The 20,499-nt window shown below is 71.0% G+C and carries 19 protein-coding genes and 1 riboswitch; of the genes, 9 read left to right on the forward strand and 10 right to left on the reverse strand.

Annotated elements, in window-relative coordinates; translation table 11 throughout:
* Window positions 1-17: 17 nt before the first annotated feature.
* The gene (gene glgX, locus ACIOSR_RS08075) at window positions 18-2,216 is read right to left on the reverse strand and encodes a glycogen debranching protein GlgX (RefSeq protein WP_082460561.1); all 2,199 of its coding nucleotides are present in this window, start codon (window positions 2,214-2,216) and stop codon (window positions 18-20) included.
* A gap of 145 nt (window positions 2,217-2,361) precedes the next feature.
* Entirely contained in the window at window positions 2,362-3,948 is a 1,587-nt protein-coding gene (locus ACIOSR_RS08080; RefSeq protein ID WP_173152616.1) for a S8 family serine peptidase, read from the reverse strand.
* A 294-nt stretch (window positions 3,949-4,242) separates the two neighbouring features.
* On the opposite strand from ACIOSR_RS08080, the gene ACIOSR_RS08085 reads away from it, so the two are divergent.
* Window positions 4,243-5,202 carry an NAD-dependent epimerase/dehydratase family protein gene (locus ACIOSR_RS08085; RefSeq protein WP_402752316.1) on the forward strand — a complete coding sequence of 320 codons (960 nt, stop codon included), beginning with the start codon at window positions 4,243-4,245 and terminating at the stop codon, window positions 5,200-5,202.
* 106 nt (window positions 5,203-5,308) lie between these two features.
* Here the strand turns inward: ACIOSR_RS08085 and ACIOSR_RS08090 are convergent, their stop codons facing one another.
* From ACIOSR_RS08090 to ACIOSR_RS08100, 3 genes are all read right to left on the reverse strand, one after another.
* The gene (locus tag ACIOSR_RS08090; RefSeq protein ID WP_056048488.1) at window positions 5,309-5,602 is read right to left on the reverse strand and encodes a hypothetical protein; all 294 of its coding nucleotides are present in this window, start codon (window positions 5,600-5,602) and stop codon (window positions 5,309-5,311) included.
* Between the two features lie 176 nt (window positions 5,603-5,778).
* The gene (locus tag ACIOSR_RS08095) at window positions 5,779-6,486 is read right to left on the reverse strand and encodes a hypothetical protein (protein WP_402752317.1); all 708 of its coding nucleotides are present in this window, start codon (window positions 6,484-6,486) and stop codon (window positions 5,779-5,781) included.
* Window positions 6,487-6,607: 121 nt separating this feature from the next.
* Window positions 6,608-7,540 carry an alpha/beta fold hydrolase gene (locus ACIOSR_RS08100; protein WP_402752318.1) on the reverse strand — a complete coding sequence of 311 codons (933 nt, stop codon included), beginning with the start codon at window positions 7,538-7,540 and terminating at the stop codon, window positions 6,608-6,610.
* A gap of 168 nt (window positions 7,541-7,708) precedes the next feature.
* Between ACIOSR_RS08100 and ACIOSR_RS08105 the strand changes: the two genes are divergently transcribed.
* A complete protein-coding gene (locus tag ACIOSR_RS08105) occupies window positions 7,709-8,377 on the forward strand; it encodes an NUDIX domain-containing protein (RefSeq protein ID WP_173152604.1) in 669 nt (222 codons plus the stop codon).
* A 10-nt stretch (window positions 8,378-8,387) separates the two neighbouring features.
* On the opposite strand, the gene ACIOSR_RS08110 is transcribed toward ACIOSR_RS08105, so the two are convergent.
* Window positions 8,388-8,750: a YnfA family protein gene (locus ACIOSR_RS08110; RefSeq protein WP_402752319.1), complete on the reverse strand. Its 363-nt coding sequence runs from the start codon at window positions 8,748-8,750 to the stop codon at window positions 8,388-8,390.
* A gap of 137 nt (window positions 8,751-8,887) precedes the next feature.
* Here ACIOSR_RS08110 and ACIOSR_RS08115 point away from each other — a divergent pair, with 137 nt between their 5' ends.
* Together ACIOSR_RS08115 and ACIOSR_RS08120 are read left to right on the forward strand one after the other, a co-directional pair.
* Window positions 8,888-9,775 carry an NAD-dependent epimerase/dehydratase family protein gene (locus ACIOSR_RS08115; protein WP_402752320.1) on the forward strand — a complete coding sequence of 296 codons (888 nt, stop codon included), beginning with the start codon at window positions 8,888-8,890 and terminating at the stop codon, window positions 9,773-9,775.
* Window positions 9,776-9,951: 176 nt separating this feature from the next.
* Window positions 9,952-10,392 carry a hypothetical protein gene (locus ACIOSR_RS08120; protein WP_402752321.1) on the forward strand — a complete coding sequence of 147 codons (441 nt, stop codon included), beginning with the start codon at window positions 9,952-9,954 and terminating at the stop codon, window positions 10,390-10,392.
* Window positions 10,393-10,396: 4 nt separating this feature from the next.
* Here the strand turns inward: ACIOSR_RS08120 and ACIOSR_RS08125 are convergent, their stop codons facing one another.
* A complete protein-coding gene (locus tag ACIOSR_RS08125; RefSeq protein ID WP_267659472.1) occupies window positions 10,397-10,795 on the reverse strand; it encodes a hypothetical protein in 399 nt (132 codons plus the stop codon).
* Between the two features lie 73 nt (window positions 10,796-10,868).
* Window positions 10,869-10,977, forward strand: a riboswitch (TPP riboswitch).
* Here ACIOSR_RS08125 and ACIOSR_RS08130 point away from each other — a divergent pair.
* From ACIOSR_RS08130 to ACIOSR_RS08145, 4 genes are all read left to right on the forward strand, one after another.
* On the forward strand, window positions 10,973-11,635 hold the full coding sequence (locus ACIOSR_RS08130) for an ECF transporter S component (RefSeq protein ID WP_123571879.1): 663 nt from the start codon (window positions 10,973-10,975) through the stop codon (window positions 11,633-11,635). It overlaps the preceding riboswitch by 5 nt.
* Before the next feature lie 12 nt (window positions 11,636-11,647).
* The gene (locus tag ACIOSR_RS08135; protein ID WP_402752322.1) at window positions 11,648-13,171 is read left to right on the forward strand and encodes an ABC transporter ATP-binding protein; all 1,524 of its coding nucleotides are present in this window, start codon (window positions 11,648-11,650) and stop codon (window positions 13,169-13,171) included.
* Window positions 13,168-13,962 (forward strand): energy-coupling factor transporter transmembrane protein EcfT, encoded by a 795-nt coding sequence (locus ACIOSR_RS08140; protein WP_173152591.1) that lies wholly within the window; start codon window positions 13,168-13,170, stop codon window positions 13,960-13,962. Before ACIOSR_RS08135 ends, ACIOSR_RS08140 begins: the two co-directional genes overlap by 4 nt.
* Window positions 13,955-14,572: an ATP-binding protein gene (locus tag ACIOSR_RS08145; protein ID WP_402752323.1), complete on the forward strand. Its 618-nt coding sequence runs from the start codon at window positions 13,955-13,957 to the stop codon at window positions 14,570-14,572. Before ACIOSR_RS08140 ends, ACIOSR_RS08145 begins: the two co-directional genes overlap by 8 nt.
* On the opposite strand, the gene ACIOSR_RS08150 is transcribed toward ACIOSR_RS08145, so the two are convergent.
* Complete coding sequence (locus ACIOSR_RS08150; RefSeq protein ID WP_402752324.1) at window positions 14,528-16,753, reverse strand: acyltransferase family protein; 2,226 nt, start codon at window positions 16,751-16,753, stop codon at window positions 14,528-14,530. The genes ACIOSR_RS08145 and ACIOSR_RS08150 overlap by 45 nt on opposite strands.
* Window positions 16,754-16,795: 42 nt before the next feature.
* On the opposite strand from ACIOSR_RS08150, the gene ACIOSR_RS08155 reads away from it, so the two are divergent.
* The gene (locus tag ACIOSR_RS08155; protein WP_402752325.1) at window positions 16,796-18,421 is read left to right on the forward strand and encodes a glycosyl hydrolase family 28-related protein; all 1,626 of its coding nucleotides are present in this window, start codon (window positions 16,796-16,798) and stop codon (window positions 18,419-18,421) included.
* A gap of 12 nt (window positions 18,422-18,433) precedes the next feature.
* Here the strand turns inward: ACIOSR_RS08155 and ACIOSR_RS08160 are convergent, their stop codons facing one another.
* Together ACIOSR_RS08160 and ACIOSR_RS08165 are read right to left on the reverse strand one after the other, a co-directional pair.
* On the reverse strand, window positions 18,434-18,751 hold the full coding sequence (locus ACIOSR_RS08160; RefSeq protein ID WP_173154727.1) for a metallopeptidase family protein: 318 nt from the start codon (window positions 18,749-18,751) through the stop codon (window positions 18,434-18,436).
* 493 nt (window positions 18,752-19,244) lie between these two features.
* Entirely contained in the window at window positions 19,245-20,492 is a 1,248-nt protein-coding gene (locus ACIOSR_RS08165) for a Fic family protein (protein ID WP_402752326.1), read from the reverse strand.
* Window positions 20,493-20,499 lie beyond the last annotated feature (7 nt).

The following is a 20,499-nucleotide window of genomic DNA, read 5'->3' on the forward strand; positions in this document are numbered from 1 at the left end:
GGTCGGTTCGTGTCGGGTCACAGTTCTTCCTCGGCCGTGGCACGCAGGACGACGAGCGAGCGACCCGCCACGGGGAGTCGATCGCCGGCCCGCAGCGCCGCGGGGGCCTGCGGGGTCGAGGGCGGTTGGGTGGTGGTGGCGGCGCGGGTGGCCGTCGGGGTGCGGGGGGCGGCGCTGGCGGGCGGCGGAGGCGCCGTCACGGTGCTGTCGACGACGACCTCCCAGCCCTGGGCGTACTCGTCGGGCGGGAGGACGAAGGTGACCGTCTCGGCGCTGGCGTTGAAGTACAGGACGAAGTTGACGTCGGTGATGCGACCGCCTCGGGCGTCACGGCCACGGATGCCGTTGCCGTTGAGGAACATGCCGATCGCCTTGGCGTAGGACTCGTTCCACTCGCCCTCTTGCATGGCGTCGCCCTCGGTCGTCAACCAGACGATGTCGGGCAGGGGCTCGCCCTCGCCACGGGTGACGGGACGGCCGTTGAAGTACCGCTGGCGGCGGAAGGTCGGGTGGTCGTGGCGGAGCTTGATGACCTCGGCGACGAACTCGATCAGCTCGCGGTCGGCGTTGGGCCAGTCGATCCAGCTGATCTGGTTGTCCTGTGCGTACGTGTTGTTGTTGCCGCCCTGCGTGCGACCGAGCTCGTCGCCGTGCAGCAGCATCGGCACGCCCTGGCTGAGCAGCAAGGTGGCGAGGAAGCTGCGCTGACGCTGCTCGCGCAGGGCGCGGATCTCTCCGTCGTCGGTCTCGCCCTCGACCCCGGAGTTCCACGAACGGTTGTGGCTCTCGCCGTCGTTGCCGTTCTCGCCGTTGGCGTCGTTGCGCTTGTCGTTGTAGCTGACGAGGTCGCGCATCGTGAAGCCGTCGTGAGCGGTGACGAAGTTGATGCTCGCGACCGGGCGTCGCCCGTCGCGTTCGTACAGGTCGGCGGAGCCGGTGATCCGGCTGGCGAACTCGCCGAGCGTCGAGGGCTCGCCGCGCCAGAAGTCGCGGACGGTGTCGCGGTACTTGCCGTTCCACTCGGTCCACTGGGGCGGGAAGTTGCCGACCTGGTAGCCACCGGGGCCGACGTCCCAGGGCTCGGCGATCAGCTTGACCTGCGAGACGATCGGGTCCTGCTGCACGAGCTCGAAGAAGGTCGAGAGACGGTCGACCTCGTAGAACTCGCGGGCGAGCGACGCGGCGAGGTCGAAGCGGAAGCCGTCGACGTGCATCTCGGTGACCCAGTAGCGCAGGCTGTCCATGATGAGCTGCAGCGAGTGCGGGTGACGGACGTTCAGGCTGTTGCCGGTGCCCGTGTAGTCCATGTAGTGCTGCTGGTCGCCGTCCATCAGTCGGTAGTAGGCGGCGTTGTCGATGCCCTTGAACGAGAGGGTCGGACCCAGGTGGTTGCCCTCGGCCGTGTGGTTGTACACGACGTCGATGATTACCTCGATGCCGGCGTCGTGCAGCACCCGCACCATCGTCTTGAACTCCTGCACCTGCTGGCCGATGTCGCCGGTGGCCGAGTAGGCGGCGTGCGGGGCGAAGAACCCGATGGTGTTGTAGCCCCAGTAGTTGCTGAGGCCCTTCTCGAGCAGGGTGTTGTCCTGCACGAACTGGTGCACGGGCATCAGCTCGAGGGTCGTGATGCCGAGCTTCTTCAGGTGGTCGATGATCGCCGGGTTCGCGACGCCGGCGTACGTGCCGCGTTCTTCCTCGGGGATGTCGGGGTGCGTCTCGGTGAGGCCCTTGACGTGCGCCTCGTAGATGACGGTCTCGTCGTAGCTGTACTTGGGGGCGCGGTCGCCCTGCCAGTCGAAGAACGGGTTGATGACGACGCCCAGCATCATGTGCGGGCCGCTGTCCTTGTCGTTGCGCGAGTCGGGGTCGCCGAACGTGTAGGCGAACAGCGCCTCGTCCCAGTCGATCTCGCCGCAGGTGGCCTTGGCGTAGGGGTCGAGGAGGAGCTTGTTCGGGTTGGCACGCGAGCCGTTCGCGGGGTCGTACTCGCCGTGCACGCGGTAGCCGTAGCGCTGACCGGGTTGCACGGTGGGCAGGTAGGCGTGCCAGACGTAGGCGTCGACCTCGGTGAACTCGACCCTCGTCTCGGTGCCGTCGTCGTCGAACAGGCACAACTCGACCTTGCTGGCGGCTTCGCTGAAGATCGCGAAGTTGGTGCCGCTGCCGTCGTAGGTCGCGCCGAGGGGGTAGGGGTTGCCGGGCCAGGTGTGCATCGAACCTCCGATTGGGACTCGCTCAGCCTAGGGGCGAACGGGCGCCCCGTCCGCGCGAGGACGGGGCGCCCGCCGGGCCGCACGGGCCGGGCGGGCGCCCCGTCGGGGCGGTGCTCGCTCTGTGGTGCTCCTCCTGCTGGGTCGGCTACTTCGTCACGGCGGCGAGGGCGTCGACGATCCCCTCACCGAACCAGCCGTTGTCGGCCGGCGTGCCGGTGCAGGTGGTCGTGCCGGTCGGGCACGGGGTGTCGGTCGCCTGTCGCTCGAGCAACCCGACGAGGGCCGTGCCGCCGAGACGCGGGTGGGTCGACTTCAGCAGGGCCAGCACGCCGGCGACGTGCGGCGAGGCCATCGAGGTGCCCGACTTGGTCCCGTAGCCCCCGCCGGTCACGGTCGAGAGGATGGCCGAACCGGGGGCCGCGACGTCGACGACGCCCTCGCCGTAGTTCGAGAAGCCCGACTTCGCCCCGGCCGAGGTGGTCGACGACACGGTGACCACGCCGTCGAGCTCGGTCGGGATGTCGAGGCAGCGTGAGTCGATCGGGCGGGTCGTCGGCGTGGTGTCGTTCGGGCTGTCCGTGTCGACCGTCTTGTTCGCGAGGTCGATCGACGAGTTGCCGGCCGCCGCGACGTTGACGATGCCCTTCTTCTGGGTGAACTGCACGGCGCGGTCGACGGCGGTCAGCACGGCCGCCTGGTCGACGTCCGAGCCGCACCAGAACTGCCACGGGTCGACGTAGTAGCTGTTGTTCGTGATGTCGGCACCGGTCGCAGCGGCCTGCATGAAGCCGCAGATCGCGGCCTCGGGGTAGATGAAGCCGTCGTCGCTGACGACCTTGACGGCCGACATCGTCACGCCCGGGGCGACGCCCACGATGCCGACGCCGTTGCGGGCCGCGGCGATCGTGCCGGCCACGTGGGTGCCGTGGTCGCTCGTCGTGGGCTGCCAGGCGGCGTAGCTCGAGTCGGGCGTCCCGGTCAGGCAGCTCGCCGAGGCGGCCACGTCGATGTTCGGCTGCAGGTCGGGGTGGTCGCCCTCGATGCCCGAGTCGAGGACGGCCACGAGCACGTCGCGGCTGCCGTCGGTGACCTGGTGCGCCTGGTCGGCCCCGATGGCCGTGAGGTCCCACTGCTGGGCCTCGAGGGGGTCGGCGACGACGGTCGTGGCCTCTTCGAGCCGCTGCTCGGGCGAGGTCGCGGCCTTCGGCTTGCCGGGGTGTCCGGGACCACCGGGCTTGCCTGGACCGCCCGGGTGGCCGGGCCTGACGGGCTTGCCCGGGCCCGGGGCGGTCGTGCCGACGCCGTAGGTCGGGTCGGTCTCGGCGACCGCGGCGGTGCGGGTGGCACCGGCCGACGAGACGGCCTTGTCGCTCCGCACCGAGGGGGCGAAGTTCGCGTTGCTCGACTGCGCGACGACCACGCCGAGCTCGGCGTACGCGGCGATGACGCTGCCGCCGGCCGCGGCGACCGCCCGCTCGACCTGCTTGGTCGCGCCGGGGTTGGCCTTGCCCGCGTTGACGACGTAGTTCATCACCGGCCCCTCGACGACCGGCAGCGTCGGGGCGGGACCCGGCTTGCCGGGTGCGGCGGGTGCACCGGGCGCGGCCGTGGGAGGCGCGGCGACGGCGGCGCCGGAGCCCACGGCGACGAGTCCCAGGGTCAGGGACGCCGCGAGGCAGACGGTCGTGACGCGGCGGCGGGTGCCGCGGGCGCGGGGGTCGGTGAAGGTCATGGTTCTCCTCGTCGGGTCGCGCGTGCCGGATGGGACGCGCGGAGCGGATGGCTCGTCGCGGGCCGTGCCCGATGATCCGACGAGCCGCCGTGCTCCTCAGAGGAAGTCTGAAGAATCCGGGGCCACGGCGCAGTGGGCACTTGAGGGGACGCCGCGTGACCCCCATGCGGGGTACACCGCTGTCGGGGGCGCCGGGTAGCGTCGAGCCATGTCCTCCGATGCCGTGCGCAGAGCTGCCACCCTTCGTCCCCGCCGTCCGTTCCCGGCCCTCTCGATCGTGTCGGGGGTCGCGTCGTGAAGATCGTCGTCATCGGGTCCACCGGCCACGTGGGCGGATTCCTCGTCCCGCGACTCGTCGAGGCCGGCCACGAGGTGGTCGCCGTCAGCCGGGGGGAGTCCGAGCCCTACCGGTCGCACGCGGCGTGGTCACGCGTGACGCGCCTCCTGCTCGACCGCGAGGCGGGCGACGCCGACGGCACGTTCCCGGGCGAGATCGCCGGGCTCGGGGCCGACGTCGTGATCGACATGATCTGCTTCACGGTCGCGTCGGCGCGGCAGATGGTCGACGCCTTGCAGGGCACGGGCACCGTGCTGGTGCACTGCGGCACGGTCTGGGTGCACGGTCCGTCGCGTGAGGTGCCGATCACCGAAGAGGACGAGCGCACCCCGTTCGGCGAGTACGGCACGCAGAAGGCCGCCATCGAAGAGTTGCTGCTCCGCGAGTCACGGCGCCCGGGCGGAGTGCAGAGCATCGTGCTGCACCCCGGGCACATCACCGGCCCGGGTTGGCCGATGATCAACGCGGTCGGCAACCTCGACCTCTCCGTCTGGGAGGCCCTCGCCGCCGGGCGCGAGATCGCGATGCCGGGCCTCGGGCTCGAGACCGTCCACCACGTCCACGCCGACGACGTCGCGCAGGCGTTCCAGCTCGCGGCCGAGCGGCACTCGCAGGTGGTCGGTGAGGCCTTCCACGTCGTCAGCGAGCGGGCGATCACGCTGCGCGGTCTCGCCGAGGCGATCGCTCGGCACCACGGGCAGGAGGCGCGGCTGCGGTTCGTCTCGTGGGCCGAGTTCCGAGACCAGACGTCCGACGAGAACGCGGACGCGTCCTGGCAGCACGCGTCGCGCAGCCACTCGATGAGCATCGCCAAGGCGCGCCGTCTGCTGGGCTACTCGCCGCGCTACACCTCGGTCCAGGCCGTCGTCGAGGGCCTCGAGTGGCTCGAGGCCGACGGGCAGCTGACGTTGGGCTGAACCGGGTGGTGATGGTCTGCCGTCATGGCGGACGGGGCCGCTCCGATCGCCGACACCCGGGCCCTCCGCCGGGGTTTCCCGGGCGGCACCACACGTGCGGCCGTGGTCAGCCGCGGCGGAGCAGGTGGGCGGTGACGGCGGCCTGCCACGAGTGGCCGTAGCGGGTGGTGCCGGCCGCGGTGCGGACGACGAACGCGCCGGCGCGGTAGGCCAGTCGCCCGTGGCTGACGAGCTGCTCGCCGAAGCGCTCGGCGATCGACCACGTGTCCGACGACTCGAAGCTGATCGCCACGGGGAACCGCGAGCGGGGCAGGTGCACCTCGACGGGCGCGGCGTGGGGATGCGTCGGGAGGTGCCCGAGGAGCATCGGGGGAGTCAGGGGAGAGGCGGTGGGGACCATGGGGTTCCGTTCGCCGGTCGGCGGCGTGGCCAGGGCAGAGGAAACCCCCTCGCGCAGGGGAGCGCGAGGGGGGCCACCGGGATGACCGGTCCTCGACGGAAGGTGAGGGCCGGCGCGTCGCCACGGAGACGACCCGGGGGCCTGCCGACCCGGAGGCCGGCAGGCGGGGGTGTTGCTTATTCGGTGGCGACGGTGATCTTCGCGACGCCGACGAGCATCTCGTCCTGGACGGCGTCGGTCTTGAAGGTCTGGTTCAGCAGCGACGCGGCGTCGGGGCTGATGTGCACCGTGGTGCCCTCGAGGACGGCGTTCGAGCCCTCCATCTGGATCGGCTTGAGCGTGCCACCCCAGAGGTTGAACAGGTAGGCGTCCTCGGCGGCGACGGTACCGTTGGCGGTCACGGTGCCGTAGAGCTTCGACTCGCCCGGGTCGATGCGGAAGTCGGTGAGTTCGACGACGGTGCCGTCGGCGGCGGTCAGCGACAGGCCGGAGCCGTCGTGGTCGATCTCGCCCTGGACGTAGGGGCGCACGTCGCTGTCGGGGCCGTAGTAGTCGACGTTGCCGCCCGTGATCGGGAAGGCGAACGTGCCGTCGGTGAAGGTCGCGGTGCCCACGACGCCGGGGGTCAGGCCCAGGCTCGTGAGGGCGTCGACGAAGGACGCGTCCACGGCGACCTGGGTGTCGACGCCGTTGCTGAGGTCGGCGATCGACGCGGCGGGCGTCGACGCGGCGCTGGGCTCGGAGGACGACGAGCTCGACGAGGAGGACGTGTCGGTCGAGGTGCCGGAGTCCATCGAGCACGCGGCGAGGGAGAAGAGCAGGGCGCCCGAGGCGACGAGGCCGAGGGTGGTCTTGGTGATGTTCTTGCGAGTGAAAGCGTTCATGGTGAAGCTCCTTGTCAGTTGGTCCCGGTGGGGATGTACTGGGTTCGCCACCGGGCCCGAAAAGGATTGGAACGCATCTACTTCGTTACCCCGCCGTGACCTCCACCCTTCCCGTGCTGCCTCACCCGGCGAGGAACTCGTCGGTGTCGTCGGCGATCCGAGTCGACTGCGTGTGGTGCAGGTAGTGGTCTCCGTCGAGCGCGACGACCTGGCCGCGGTCGACGCTCGCCGCTTGGGCCTCGTGCAGCTCGAGCCACCCGTCGTCGTCGGCGCCGTTCTGCACCACGAAGAGAAGGACCGGCAGGTCCGCCGGGAACGTCCGTCCGCTGACCGACGCGAAGTTGATCGCTGCGTGGTCCATCTCGTCGAGCAGGGTCGGAGCGGTCGAGTTCTTCGTGGTGAGGAAGCGCATCTGTTCTTTCGTGCCCTCGTCGTACGGCAGTCCGGCGTAGGCGTCGCCGGCGAGTGCGTTCGCCACGCGGATCAGACCCAGGCCGCGAAGCGTGGCCAGTCCGTCGGTCGGTACGGGGTCCTCCGCGCCGGGCTGGTCGGGGACGCTGCTGTCGATCCCGATGAAGGCCGTGACTTCGTCCCCGACGAGCCTGATGTACTCGAGGGCGTAGACGCCCGAGATCGAGTGCCCCATGAGCGCGTAGCGGTCGATGCCCAGTCGGCGCAGCGCCTCGTGCACCTCGCCTGCGATGTTCTCCGCCGTGCGGGGGGAGTCGGTCTGGTCGCTCAGCCCGGTGCCGAACGGCTCCACGGCGACGACGCGATGGGTGTCGTCGAGCTCGGAGATCAGCGGCTGGAAGTCCAGGCCGGGTGCCGCCGTCCCGAGGCCCGGGAGCAGGACGATCGTGTCCGCTCCGGACCCGCTGACGACGACGTTCATCTCCCTCCCGTCGACGGGTACGAGCTCGCCGTACGAGGTGATGGCGGCTTGCTCCGACCCCGTGGCGACGACGTCGACGATCGACGTGGTCGCCAGCGTCAGGACGGGCAGGGCCACCAGGGCACCGACGGTCCAGAGGGTCACCTTCAGGGATGTACGCACGGGGTCTTCTCTCCGGGCGTCCGGGTCGGGTCCGGACGCTCCTCCGGAAGCACACCAGAGGGTGACGTCCTCGAGAAGTGCCGAGGCGTCACCACATCGTGTGACGGATGTCATCACCGGTCGTTCCCGCCCTCGCGGGTCGTCGCCCTCCGTTATTTTCGTGGGGTGATGAACTCTCGTGGCTCCCGTTCCCCCGACGGTCGCGGACGGACGGGCCTCGACCTCACCGGCCGCGACCTCGCCCGCAACCCCGACGTCGTGGTCCGCGACGTCGAGGTGACCTCGGACGGCTGGCACGTGCTCCGCCGCACCACCTTCGACGTGCGCGGTCGCGACGGGCGGTGGTCGACCCAGCAGCGCGAGACGTACGACCGCGGCAACGGGGCGACGATCCTCCTGTTCGACCCGCGGCGGGCGACGGTGCTCCTGACCCGGCAGTTCCGGTTTCCCGCCTACGTGAACGACCATCCCGACGGGATGCTGGTCGAGACCGCCGCGGGACTCCTCGACGAGGACGATCCCGAGACCGCGATCCGCCGAGAGACGCGCGAAGAACTCGGGGTCGAGGTGGGCGGGTTGATCCACGTGTTCGACGCCTACATGAGCCCGGGGTCGGTGACCGAGCGCGTGCACTTCTACGCCGCCACGTACTCGGTGGCCGACCGCACCGGTGACGGGGGTGGCGTCGAGGAGGAAGGAGAGGACATCGAGGTCCTCGAGCTGCCGTTCCGGGACGCCCTCGAGATGATCGCCGACGGGCGCATCGTGGACGGCAAGACGATCATGCTGTTGCAGTGGGCCGCCCTGAACCCGGGCCGCCTCGACCTCCCGTCCTGACCCGCGATGGTCAGGCGTCGGCCTCGGCGCCCGTCGTCGAGCTGAGCACGGGCGCGAGCACGATGATGCCGGCGCCGAGGAGGCTCACGGCCGAACCGACGAAGTCCCACGTCGTGGGCTTGAACCCGTCGACCACGATGCCCCAGGCGAGCGAGCCCGCGACGAACACGCCGCCGTAGGCCGCCAGCACCCGCCCGAAGTCCGCGTCGGGTTGGAACGCGGCGACGAAGCCGTAGGCACCCAGCGAGACGATGCCGAGCAGGGCGAAGAGCCAGCCCCGGTTCTCCCGGACGGCCTGCCAGATCAGCCAGGCGCCACCGATCTCGGCGACGGCCGCGAGGGCGAAGAGCAGGACGATCCGGGCGACGGTCATGCTGCATCATGACAGGCGCCCGAGACCGGGGCGGCACGGTGGACCGACCGAGCGCGCCTCCTCGGGGCCGCGCGGCGTAGCGTCGTCCCGGTGGATGCTCCGGCCCTCGGCGCATCCCTCGATCGAGGGAGCGCGTCATGAAGGTCGTCATCACGGGATCACGAGGCAAGGTCGGCCGTGCCGCCGTCCGCCGGTTCGTCGAGGCCGGGCACGACGTCCTCGGCGTCGACCTCGTCCGGCCCGTCTTCGACACGGGCGTCGACGAGCCCGGCCGGTACGTGATGGGTGATCTGACCGACGCGGGGACCGCCTTCTCGGTCGTCGCGGGGGCCGACGTCGTCGTCCACGTCGCGGCCATCCCGCAGCCCACCGCGAACCCGGCCCACGTCGTGTTCCACACCAACCTGATGTCCACGTTCAACCTGGTCGAGGCGGCCGTGCGGTTCGGCGTGCCCCGCTTCGTCAACGTGTCGAGCGAGAGCATCGTGGGCAACTTCTTCCCCGAACGGCCCTTCCTGCCCGACTACGTGCCGGTCGACGAGGAGCACCCCCTCCACCCGCAGGACCCCTACGCCCTCTCGAAGGCGTTCGGCGAACAGCTGATGGACGCCGCCGTCCGCCGCTCCGACCTGCGCGCGATCTCGATCCGCCCGAGCACCGTCCACGACGACGGCAACTACGAGGCCAACCTCGGCCCTCAGGTGCGCGAGGCCGACCCCGACAGTGCGAACTTCGGCAGCTACGTCGACGCCGACGACCTCGCCGACGCCCTCCTGCTCGCCGCAGAGTCCGACCTGCCGGGTCACGAGGTCTTCTACATCGCAGCAGTCGACAACGCCGGCGGCCACGACTTCGCCGCCACGCTCCGTCAGCACCACGGCGACCGGATCGAGTTGCGCGAACTCACCCGGGCCGACGCGTCGGGCATCTCGACCGCCAAGGCGGCCCGCATGCTCGGTTGGACGGCGAAGCGCTCCTGGCGAGACCACCTCGACGCCGAGGGTCACGCCCTGCCGAAGGCCTGACCGCCGACGAGCGTCAGAACAGCTCGGCCAGCAGGGCGAAGGTACGGTCTGGTGCCTCGAGGTGCCTGTCGTGGTGGACGCAGGGCGGACGACGGATCCGCCAGGCATGTCACCATGGGGCGTACGCCGACCCGACCGAGCCGACGCACGCACGCACGCACGAGAAGGGCACGATCATGGCCGACGCCGGGTTCAGCAAAGAAGAGAAGGCCGCCATGAAGCAGCGCGCCGCCGAACTGCGGGCCGAGGCGAAGCGTCAGAAGCTGGCCGACAAGTCCGCCGCCGAGGCGCAGGACGCCGCGGACGCCATCGCGGCCATGACCGACGTCGAGCGGCCCATCGCCCAGATGGTGCACGAGGTCGTCGCCGAGCACGCCCCGAACCTCGCCCCCAAGACCTGGTACGGCTTCCCCGCCTACGCCCGGGAGGACGGCAAGGCCGTCGTGTTCTTCCAGCCCGGCGCCAAGTTCGGCACGCGCTACTCGACCCTCGGGTTCCAGGACGGTGCGCAGCTCGACGACGGCACGCTCTGGGCCACCTCGTACGCGGTGACCGGCGCCGACGACGCGACCCGCGCCTCCGTCGCCGCCCTCGTCCGGAAGGCCGCCGGACTCTGACGCGTCAGTACGCGTCGGCCGACAGGGCGATGAGCAGGTAGGCGACCGGCCCGGCGACGGCGAGGAGCACCGCCAGGGTGACGGCGGTGATCGGCAACCCCATCAGGCGCTGTCGGAGGGCGAGGGAGACCACGCCGACGACGACCGTCACGACCGCGAGGACCCAGCACAGCACCGACGCCACCGTCGCGACGCCGAAGGCGTGGATGCCGTACGCCGCCGCCTCGCCGCGGTAGGAGTGGATCATCGGCTGGAGGACGACGAAGGGGACGACCCCGGTGACGACCACGAGCACCACCGAGGTGATCGGCAGGACGAGGCGGGCGGGGTGGCGTGGCCGAGGGCGGGCCGGGCCCGGCGGCGGAGCCGGAGGCGCGGGCGGTGCGACGGGAGGCCAACTCATGCCGCCACCCTAGGCGGACCGTTCGGTCGACGCCGTCGCGGACGCGTCCCTCGGCCCGGCGCTATGATCGTCCCCACAACACACGGGAGTCCGGTGAGCCGGGCTGAGAGGAAGCGAACCACGCTTCGACCGTCGAACCTGATCTGGGTCATGCCAGCGCAGGGAGGAGAAGAACAGATGTCCACGTCCACGCCCGAAAACCGTTCCACGGCGGCTCGCGACAGGTCGACCGGCTTCACGCCGAAGGCTCGCACCACCCCCACCCGGCGCTGGCGCGTCGTCGACATCGTGGTGGCCAGCGTCATCGGCGTGGCCGCCGGTGTCGTCTTCTGGGCCTGGGGCCTGGCCTACACGCCCATCGACAGCGTCCTGAGCTTCTCGGGCGGCTTCGAGGGCATCCTCAACGGCGGCTGGCTCTTCGCCGGCGTCCTGGGCGGAATCGTCATCCGCAAGCCCGGGGCCGCCGTCTACACCGAGGTCGTCGCGGCGGTCGTCTCGATGCTGATCGGGACCCAGTGGGGCTTCTCGGTGCTCATCTGGGGCATCGTCCAGGGCCTGGGCGCCGAGATCGTGCTCGCGGTCTTCCTCTACAAGTCGTGGCGGATCGGCACGGTGCTGCTCGCGGGTGCCGTCGCCGGCCTCGCCGTCGGCCTGATGGACACGAGCTTCGCCTCGGCCGCCGCCTACGCCGCCGGTTCGAAGACGATCTACGTCGTGACCTCGGTCGTCTCGGGCACCGTCATCGCCGGCCTGCTCTCGTGGCTCGCGGCCCGCGGCCTCGCCCGCACGGGGGCGCTCTCGCGGTTCGCCTCGGGACGCTCGGCGGACGCCCGGATCTAGGCGCGCCTCCTCGTGGTCCTTCCCGTGAGCGGAACGAGCGGCGGACGACCGGCGGTGGACGCGGGTGCCCGCGTCACCGCCCGGAGCTGGGGGTGGCGGCACGCCGGTCGTCGCCTGCCCGCCGTCTCGCAGCTCGACCTCGACGTCGCCCCCGGTGAGCGCGTGCTGCTGCTCGGCGCGTCCGGCGCCGGCAAGTCGACGCTGCTCGCCGGCCTCGCCGGGGTGCTGGGCGGAGACGACGAGGGCGACGAGGCCGGCGACCTGCTGGTGGACGGCCGCGCCCCCGCCGAGCAGCGCGGCCGGGTCGGCCTCGTCCTGCAGGACCCCGACTCGCAGGTCGTCCTCGCCCGCGTGGGCGACGACGTCGCGTTCGGCTGCGAGAACCTCGGCGTGCCCCGCGACGAGATCTGGCGCCGCGTCGGGCACGCCCTCGACGCCGTCGGGCTCGACCTCCCGCCGTCCGCGTCCACGTCCGAGCTGAGCGGTGGCCAGAAGCAGAGACTGGCGCTCGCCGGGGCCCTCGCCATGCGTCCTGGCCTGCTGCTCCTCGACGAGCCGACGGCCAACCTCGACCCCGAGGGCGTCGTCGAGGTGCGCGACGCCGTGGCCCGCGTAGTCGCCGACACCCGGGCGACGCTGGTCGTCGTCGAGCACCGCGTGTCGGTCTGGCTGCCCGTCGTCGACCGCGTCGTCGTGCTCGACTCCGGTGGGGGAGTCCTGGCCGACGGTCGCCCCGACGACGTGCTGCGTGCCGAACGCGACCGCCTCGTCGCCGCCGGGGTCTGGGTGCCCGGCGCCGCGCCTCCTGCGCCCGTCCGGTCGCGCACGACCGGTGACCGGTTGGTGACGGCGTCGGGTCTCGACGTGGGGCACAAGGGGCCCAAGGGCCGCGCGGTGGCCACGGGCATCGACCTCACGGTCGTCGAGGGGCGGGCGCTCGCGGTGACCGGCACGAACGGCTCGGGCAAGTCCACGCTCGCCCTCACCGTCGCGGGGCTGCTCGCCCCCGTCGCCGGAGTCCTCGAGGCCACGCCGTCGTTCGCCGACGGCGCCGGTCCGTCTCCGATCCGATGGAAGCCCCGACAGCTGCTCACCCGCGTCGGCACCGTCTTCCAGGACCCGGAGCACCAGTTCCTGACGGCGACCGTGCGTCGTGAGCTGGCGGTGGGTCCGGAGGCGCTGGGCGCGTCCCCGAGGGAGGTCGCGTCGCGCGTCGACCACCTCCTCGACCGCCTGCGGCTCGACCACCTGGCCGGTGCGAACCCGTTCACGCTCTCGGGCGGCGAGAAGCGCCGGCTCTCGGTCGCGACCGTGCTCGCCTCGCGCCCGTCGGTGCTCGTGCTCGACGAACCGACCTTCGGGCAGGACGCCCGCACCTGGCACGAGCTCGTGGTCCTGCTGGCCGACCTGCTCGACGAGGGCCGCGCAGTCGTCGCCGTGACCCACGACGCGGAGTTCGTGGCGGCCCTCGCCGACGACGTGCTCGACCTGAGCGCCCACGCCCGCCGCGCCGACCCGGTCGAGGCGCGTCGATGAGCGTGCTCACCCCGGTCGTGGCGACCGGCGTGGTCGGGCGCGTCAACCCGGTCGCGAAGCTGCTCGCCGCCGTCGTCCTCGCGCTCGCCCTCCTGCTGTCGATCGACTGGGTCTCGGCCGGCACCGCTCTGCTGCTCGAGGGGCTGTTGCTGCCCTTCGCCGGTCTGTCGGCCCGGCAGCTGCTCGCCCGTACGGCGCCGCTCTGGATCGCCGCCCCGACGTCGGTCGTCGCCATCGCCCTCTACGGACGCGACGGCGGGGCGTCGGTGGTCGAGTGGGGGTTCCTCTCGGTGACCGAGGGGTCGCTGGCCCTCGCCGGCGCGATCGGCCTGCGCATCCTCGCCGTCGGCGTGCCGGGCATCGTGCTGTTCGCGACGACCGACCCGACCGACCTGGCCGACGGTCTCGGGCAGGTGTTGCGGCTGCCGGCGCGTTTCGTGCTGGGGGGACTCGCCGGGTTGCGTCTGGTCGGGCTGTTCATGGACGACTGGCGCCAGCTCGCGTTGGCCCGACGGGCCCGGGGCGTCGCGGACTCGGGCGGCCCGATCGGTGCGCTGAGGCGGTTCGGACAGCAGGCGTTCGCGTTGCTCGTGCTGTCGGTCCGACGCGGCAGCAAGCTCGCCACCGCCATGGAGGCCAAGGGCTTCGGCAGCGACGCCCCGCGCACCTGGGCGCGTCCGTCGTCGTTCGGCCTGCGGGACGTCGTCCTCGTCGCCATCGGCGTCGTCATCGCCGCCACCTCGGTGACCGCGGCCGTCCTGGCCGGCACGTGGGAGTTCGTCCTTGCCTGAGCACGTCGTCGTCGACGAGGCCGTCGACGTCCTGCTCCGCCGAGCCGAGGAGGCGCGGGTCGGCTCGCGTCGCGTGGTCCTGTTGATCGACGGCCGCTCGGGTTCGGGCAAGACCACGCTCGGCCGTGCGGTGGCCGCCGCGTGGCCCGACGACCGGCTGGGCCCTGCACGGCTCGTGCACCTCGACGACGTCTACCCGGGCTGGTACGGGCTCGAGGCGGCCTCCCGGGCGCTCGAGACGTCGATCCTGTCGCCGGTCGCTCCGGGATGGCAGCGGTGGGACTGGGAGCACGACCGCGCGGGGACGTGGGAGGTGCTCGACCCGGCCGTCTCGCTGATCGTCGAAGGGGCCGGGGCGGTGACCCGCGCCTCCTCGTCGCTCGCCGACGTCCGCGTCTGGCTGGAGCTCGACGCGGACACCCGTCGGCGACGGGCCCTCGACCGCGACGGTGCCGCCTTCGAACCGTGGTGGGACGTCTGGGCCGCTCAGGAGGATCGGCACCTCGCGCGCTCGTCGCCCCGGGAGCTCGCCGACGTGGTCGTCTCGGCCGGGTGGTCGCCGACCTCAGAGCACGCCCCGGGCTCGGAGCAGGTCGCCCAGGACGGGTGACACGGCGAGTGCGAACGCGGTCGTGAGGTGGACGCGATCCTCTTTCACGGGGACGTCGCCGACGAACGCCGGACAGAGGTCGCTGACGCAGGTCAGCACACGCAGGTCGACCAGCACGCCGCCGATCGACTCGAGCACGTCCTGATCGGCGGCCGCGCGGTCGATCCAGGTACGGGACGTCCGGGAGATGCAGTCGACGGGGCTGCCCCCGCGCCGGAAGCACGACGCGATGTCGGCGTCGTCCGGCGGCGGAGTGAGGACGACGACGGACCCCGCGGCCTCGGCCAGGCGCCGGGCGTAGGCGCCGAAGCCCTCGGACCACCGATCGGGCGTGATCGTGCCGCCTCCGTCCTCGGAGAGCGTCTGGTACGAGTTGGTCACGAGGACGACGTCGGGGTGCGTCTCGTCGATCAGGGCGAGGGTCTCGTCGTTGTGCGCCCGGCAGGACTCGAGGATGCCCGTGACGTCGTTCTGGACGCGGATGTCGACGAACGGGCAGGCGAACTTGGCCCGGTTGACGAGGGTGAACCCGCTCTCGGCCGACTCGGCCAGGGGGACGAGCGCGTCGAGGTGGTGCATCGCCGTCGAGTCCCCGACGAGCACGACGGTGGTGCTCGCCGAGGGAGAGGTCCACGAGCAGTCGGCCGGGGTGAGGCCCTGGGCCTCGGCGTCGCCGCAGGCGAGGTGCGGGCTGCCGGTCCGCGTCCCGTCGAGGACCGACTCGATGCTCGGGTCGAGCTCGGGCCACGAAGTCGCCGACAGCGCCCTGCCCACCTCGCCGGACCACTCGTCGACCGACGGGACGTCGAGGCCGTCGGAACCGTCCGTCCCGCCGGGCTCGGCGGGCCCCTCGGGCTCGCCGGTCGTCCCCCCTGCGGCACCGACGGGGCCCCCGTCGGTCGACGCGGAGGGCAGGACGGGTGGAGCGGCGGCGGGGCGGACGGCGTCCACGGCGAGGACGGTGGCCGTGAGGGCGGCCACCGCGAGCAGCGCTGCCCCTCCGCGCCGGTAGGTCGATCGATGGTCTCGTCTCCACCGTCGCCAGGCGTGCGCGGGTGGTCCCGGCTCGAGCAGGGGCGAGGTGATGAACGGTCGTTCGACCAAGTGGTAGGTCAGGGCGGACAGGACGAGGGTGGACACGAGGACGGCCGGCCAGAGCCGGGCCGGTTCGTCGCCGAGCAACGACGTGCCGACGACCAGGGCGACGAAGTGCCAGAGGTAGATCGAGTACGAGAGGTCTCCCACGATCATCACGGGCCGGTTGGCGAGGGGCCCGAGCCACGGTGTGCCGGCGCACCCCGTGCCCGAGGCGAGGACGAGCAGCGTGGCCGCCACGGGCAGCAGGGCGCCGGGGGCCGGGAACGGGACGGTGCTCGTCGTGACCCAGGCCGAGGCCACGACGCCGACGAGGCCGACCCACGCCAGGGCCGGACGGAGGACGGCGGGGAGCCGGGTCATCGTGGGGGCCGCCGTCGCGAGGAGCGCTCCGAGGGCGAGCTCCCATGCGCGGGTCAGGCTCGAGAAGTAGGCGACGGTCGGCGACGTCGTGGACTGGTGCCAGGCCCACGCCAGCGATCCGAGCACGAGCACCAGCAGCAGGACTCCCAGGGCGACCCTCGGGACGGTCGGCCCCTTCCGTCGCCGGGCGACGGCGACCGCGGCGACGACCACGACGGGCCAGACCAGGTAGAACTGCTCCTCGACGGCGAGGGACCAGTAGTGCTGGAAGGGCGACTCGGGGCCCTGGGCGGCGAAGTAGTCGGTCCCGGTGGCGGCGAAGTGCCAGTTCGCGAGGGACGCGACGGACCAGAGCGCGTCGATCGCCGCCGACGCCCCGCGGGACGAGCCGACGACGAGCCAGGTGGCCGCCGTGCCCAGGACGAGCACCAGGACGCTCGCCGGCACGATGCGGCGGATGCGTCGTCGCCAGAAGGCCGCGATCGAGATCCGTCCGTGACGATCGGCCTCGCGCAGCAGGAGCCCCGTGATCAAGAACCCCGACACGACGAAGAACACGTCGACCCCGACGAATCCGCCGGCGGGCCGCCCCGTGACGTGCTCGAGGACCACCATCGTCACGGCGAGGGCCCGGAGGGCCTGGATGTCGAGACGGTGGGCGGGGGCGGGACGGCGAGAGGCGATGTTCTGGTCGATGGTGTGCACCCGATCTTCTGACGACATGTGGTGAGGCATATATTACCCACGCTCGTGTACCCTGCCGTCATGACCGATCCACTCGACGAGACGCCGATCCGATCGCGTCGCGGTTTCCTGCTCGTCGGTGCGGCGGGCATCGCGGCGGCCGGTGCCGCGGCCGTCGCCCCCGGCGCCCGTGCCGCTCGCGCCGACGACGGGCCGGCCTCCGACGGGCCGCCCGCCGACGGTTCCGGGGCGGCGCCGGCTGCGGAGGTCGGGACGTCGGACGACCGCACGGGGGTCGACGTCCGTGACCACGGTGCCGTCGGCGACGGTGTGACGGACGACACCGCCGCCTTCGCCGCGGCCGTCGAGGCGGCCAGGGTGGTCCGGGGGCGTGTGCTCGTCCCGGCGGGCACCTACGTCGTCGACTCCGTCACGGTGCCCCTGTTGGTCTCGATCCAGGGCACGGGGGCCGATGTCAGTCGCTACGGGGCCTCGACCGACGGTGGCGTCACCATCCGGCACCTCGCCCGTTCGACGAGGCCGATGGTCGTCGTCGACGGGAACGGTGTCACGCTCGAGGGGCTGACCCTGCAGGGCAACGGCTCGGCGGCACCCCTCGTCCAGGTCGTGAACGGGTTCGAGTCGCGCTTCGACAGGGTGCAGTTGGCCGGCGTGGCCGGAACGGCCCTCCTCGTCGAGCGCGTCAACAACAACCTCTGGTCGGACCTCTTCGTCAACAACTGCGGGTCGGCCGACGCGGCCGCGGTCGTCGTGCGGTCACCGGCCTCGGGTGGGTCGAACACGAACACGTTCACCTGCGTGAACCTGCACATCGAGGGCAGTGCGAACGTCGCCCTCGATCTCGCCTGGGGTTCGACCGCCGAGTACTTCGTCGAGTTCGTGAGGCTGATCGCCCCGCACATCGAGACGTTGCAGCGGGCGGGATCGGGCGGTGACGCGACCGTGCGCATCGGCAACGTCCGGCAGATCGAGTTCGTCGCCCCGACGATCTACGGTGGCCCGGGTCCCCTGATCGAGCACGACGAGAGGCGACGTCGTGGCGTCGACATCGACGGCGGCATCCGACTGCTCGGCGGTGCCCTGCTCGGCGCGGACCCTGCCCAGGTCGGAGCGTCGACCGTGCTGGTGCGGCTGACCAAGGGCGACGACTTCGCCCTGGTGGGCACCCGTCTCGGTCGCTTCACGCAGGCAGGGGTCGAGTTGGGGGCCGGGTACGGCTCGCGGTTCGCCGTCGATCCGACGACACGGATCGCCACGACCGGCTCGGCCGTCGACGTCGTCGACCGACGCGAGGTCGAGGCTCGGCCGCTCTGGGCCTGGGGTGGCGACCTCGCGGTGGGACGTCGGTTGCTGGGTGCCCTCGGTGGCCCCTCTCCCGTGGCGTCGGCCATGGGGCGGAATGGCGACGGCGCCCCGGCTCCCACCCTGTCGGGTTCCGATCTGAGGGGAACGGTCGGCTTCGGTTCGGGTCGGGCCCGTCGTCCCGGCACGCAGGTGCGGGTCCGCTATTCGAAGCCCTTCGCCACGGCGCCGGTGGTCTCGATCTGTCCGGCGTCGAACACGGCTGCGTCGGCCCAGTTCTTCGTCGTCTCGCGACCCGACGCCTTCGACGTCGAGATGGCCGGTGACCTCGAGGAGGGCCTCCCGGCCGACGCCTACCGGTTCACGTACCAGATCATCGGCTGACGGCGGCCTCCGTCAGGCCCAGCCGAGTTCGTGCAGTTGGTGGTCGTCGATCCCGTAGAAGTGGGCGATCTCGTGGACGAGCGTGACGTGGATCTCGTCGGCGAGCTGGTCGAGGTCGTCCACGGCGGCGAGGTGCGGTTCTCGGTAGAGGATGACCCGGTCGGGTAGTTCGCCGAAGCCGTACTGTCCACGCTCGGTCAGGGCGACGCCGTCGTAGAGGCCGAGCAGGTCGAGCGTGCCGTCCTCGGGGCGGTCTTCCGTGACGAACACGACGTTGTCTAGCCCGTCGACCATGTCGTCGGGCAGCAGATCGAGTTGGTCGACCACCATCGCGTCGAACGCCTCCGCGCTCACCTCCGCCGGGTCGATGCCTGCTGCCGGTCGTTCGTCGGCATCCAGCGCGTCGTCGCCGTTCTCGGGGGAGTCGTCCACTCGCTCACTCTCGCACGCCCACACGGTCTGTCGCTGGGCGCTTCTCCGAGCCCCCTGCCGCGACGAGCGGAGCGATGTCGCACACCCCGCGATGCCACGACCGCGACGAGCGCAGCGAAGTCCTGACCCTCGACGTCGTGGATGCGCACGCGCATCTGCGACCAGAAGGCCCCGGGGCCCGAGAAATCCCCTGCCCGTCGGAGGGCAGGGGATCCCACTCAGGTGAGTAACGGGGCATGAACCAGTCTGTGAGACTGTCCACCCCGCCCTCTTTCTCTTTTTAAACATGGCAGGCGGGCCAGCTGATGCTGCTGTGAGGGTAGGCCGAAAAGTGCCGAGAAACGCTGGCTTATGTAGCCGCGGCCACATTTAGCTACGCGCTCGCCGAGGCCTAGCCGGCAGCATCGGGGCCCTCGTTCACATCTTCCTGCCGCACCACTAGGGGCATCGTAATGCCCAGCTCGGGACGGGGCACGAACGCATCCATGAGCTCAATGTTGGACTGGTAACGGCCACGTCCTACCTCGCGAATGAGCTTCAACTCGAGCAGCTTCGAAATGTCGCGGCTGAAGAGTCGGTCGCTTGCTGTCGCGTACATGACGGCGATGTCCGCATTGAGGCGCTTGATGTCCCTCTTGGTGTACTCAACATCGGGGAGCAGAGCAAGAACAACGGCGCGGCGCCGTTTGGCGATCTCCGTCGAGGGCTCACTCTGAAAAGCCTCGTGGACATAGTTGATCCAGGCCACCCGTCTCTGCTGGGTCTGGACCTCTTCGATTTGCTCGCGGAGCTCATCGCGGAAGCCGATCGCGCTGTAGGCAATGAACCCAGGCAGGTCCATGGCGCGGGAAGCAGCGTCAAGGCGCTGGTAGTAGCGAGGCTTGGTCTTGTTGTAGTAGTTGGACAGGACCGTGGTGCTGACCCAGGGGACAGTACTGGAGTGCGCGAGGATTGCTGCCTCCACAAGCCTCGCCGTCCGGCCGTTGCCGTCGCCGAAGGGATGGATCCAGGCGATGTAGATATGAGCAAGCGTCGCCGCAAAGAAGCTAAGGAAGAACCGCTGGTCCAGGGTGCGACTCTTCTCGGCCTGCTCGATAATGCTGTTGATCCAGGTCGACATCTCCTCCATGAGGTAGGGCACATCCTCGGTCGGAGCGCCCTTGTAGGTGCCGACGCCAACAGCGACGGTGCGCAACTCGCCAGGGACAACGTGGTCTTCGAGTTCGAGGTCGCGCATCAAGAGGGCATGCTTGGACAGCATCCATTCTGTGGACAGTCGGAAGGTACCTGACTCGGTTATTTCACCTCTGACATCGATGAGAGCGTCGACGACGTTCCGCACTTCCTGCTCCTGGTAGCGCTGCGACTCAGGGAGCGAGCGATTGTTGACGAGGATGTCCTCGACTTGGTCCTCGTTCAAGGTGTTGCCCTCGATGGCGGCCGAGGCCAGGGCTCCGCGACGCAGGAAGACCTCGGACAGATGCATGGCGAGGGCAGGCTGCAGCGGCGTGCCGATCAAGTGCTGGCACTTGGAGAACGCCTCGCCGAGATGGGCCCAGGCAATGGAGCCGAGAGATTGCGGATCGAACTTGAAGGTCAGCCACTCATGCGTCGTCTGGTAGGTCCGGGTGGGGGTCATGGGATAA

Source organism: Frigoribacterium sp. NPDC087798, assembly GCF_044742985.1.
Taxonomy (GTDB): domain Bacteria; phylum Actinomycetota; class Actinomycetes; order Actinomycetales; family Microbacteriaceae; genus Frigoribacterium.

Bases quoted from the DNA above. Each gene is read 5' to 3' on its own strand.
- ACIOSR_RS08130 (WP_123571879.1), top strand. From the start codon at position 10,973: ATGTCCACGTCCACGCCCGAAAACCGTTCCACGGCGGCTCGCGACAGG.
- ACIOSR_RS08080 (WP_173152616.1), bottom strand. From the start codon at position 3,948: ATGACCTTCACCGACCCCCGCGCCCGCGGCACCCGCCGCCGCGTCACG.
- ACIOSR_RS08090 (WP_056048488.1), bottom strand. From the start codon at position 5,602: ATGGTCCCCACCGCCTCTCCCCTGACTCCCCCGATGCTCCTCGGGCAC.
- ACIOSR_RS08140 (WP_173152591.1), top strand. From the start codon at position 13,168: ATGAGCGTGCTCACCCCGGTCGTGGCGACCGGCGTGGTCGGGCGCGTC.
- ACIOSR_RS08095 (WP_402752317.1), bottom strand. From the start codon at position 6,486: ATGAACGCTTTCACTCGCAAGAACATCACCAAGACCACCCTCGGCCTC.
- glgX (WP_082460561.1), bottom strand. From the start codon at position 2,216: ATGCACACCTGGCCCGGCAACCCCTACCCCCTCGGCGCGACCTACGAC.
- ACIOSR_RS08150 (WP_402752324.1), bottom strand. From the start codon at position 16,753: ATGTCGTCAGAAGATCGGGTGCACACCATCGACCAGAACATCGCCTCT.
- ACIOSR_RS08165 (WP_402752326.1), bottom strand. From the start codon at position 20,492: ATGACCCCCACCCGGACCTACCAGACGACGCATGAGTGGCTGACCTTC.
- ACIOSR_RS08115 (WP_402752320.1), top strand. From the start codon at position 8,888: ATGAAGGTCGTCATCACGGGATCACGAGGCAAGGTCGGCCGTGCCGCC.
- ACIOSR_RS08160 (WP_173154727.1), bottom strand. From the start codon at position 18,751: ATGGTGGTCGACCAACTCGATCTGCTGCCCGACGACATGGTCGACGGG.
- ACIOSR_RS08120 (WP_402752321.1), top strand. From the start codon at position 9,952: ATGGCCGACGCCGGGTTCAGCAAAGAAGAGAAGGCCGCCATGAAGCAG.
- ACIOSR_RS08110 (WP_402752319.1), bottom strand. From the start codon at position 8,750: ATGACCGTCGCCCGGATCGTCCTGCTCTTCGCCCTCGCGGCCGTCGCC.
- ACIOSR_RS08155 (WP_402752325.1), top strand. From the start codon at position 16,796: ATGACCGATCCACTCGACGAGACGCCGATCCGATCGCGTCGCGGTTTC.
- ACIOSR_RS08105 (WP_173152604.1), top strand. From the start codon at position 7,709: ATGAACTCTCGTGGCTCCCGTTCCCCCGACGGTCGCGGACGGACGGGC.
- ACIOSR_RS08125 (WP_267659472.1), bottom strand. From the start codon at position 10,795: ATGAGTTGGCCTCCCGTCGCACCGCCCGCGCCTCCGGCTCCGCCGCCG.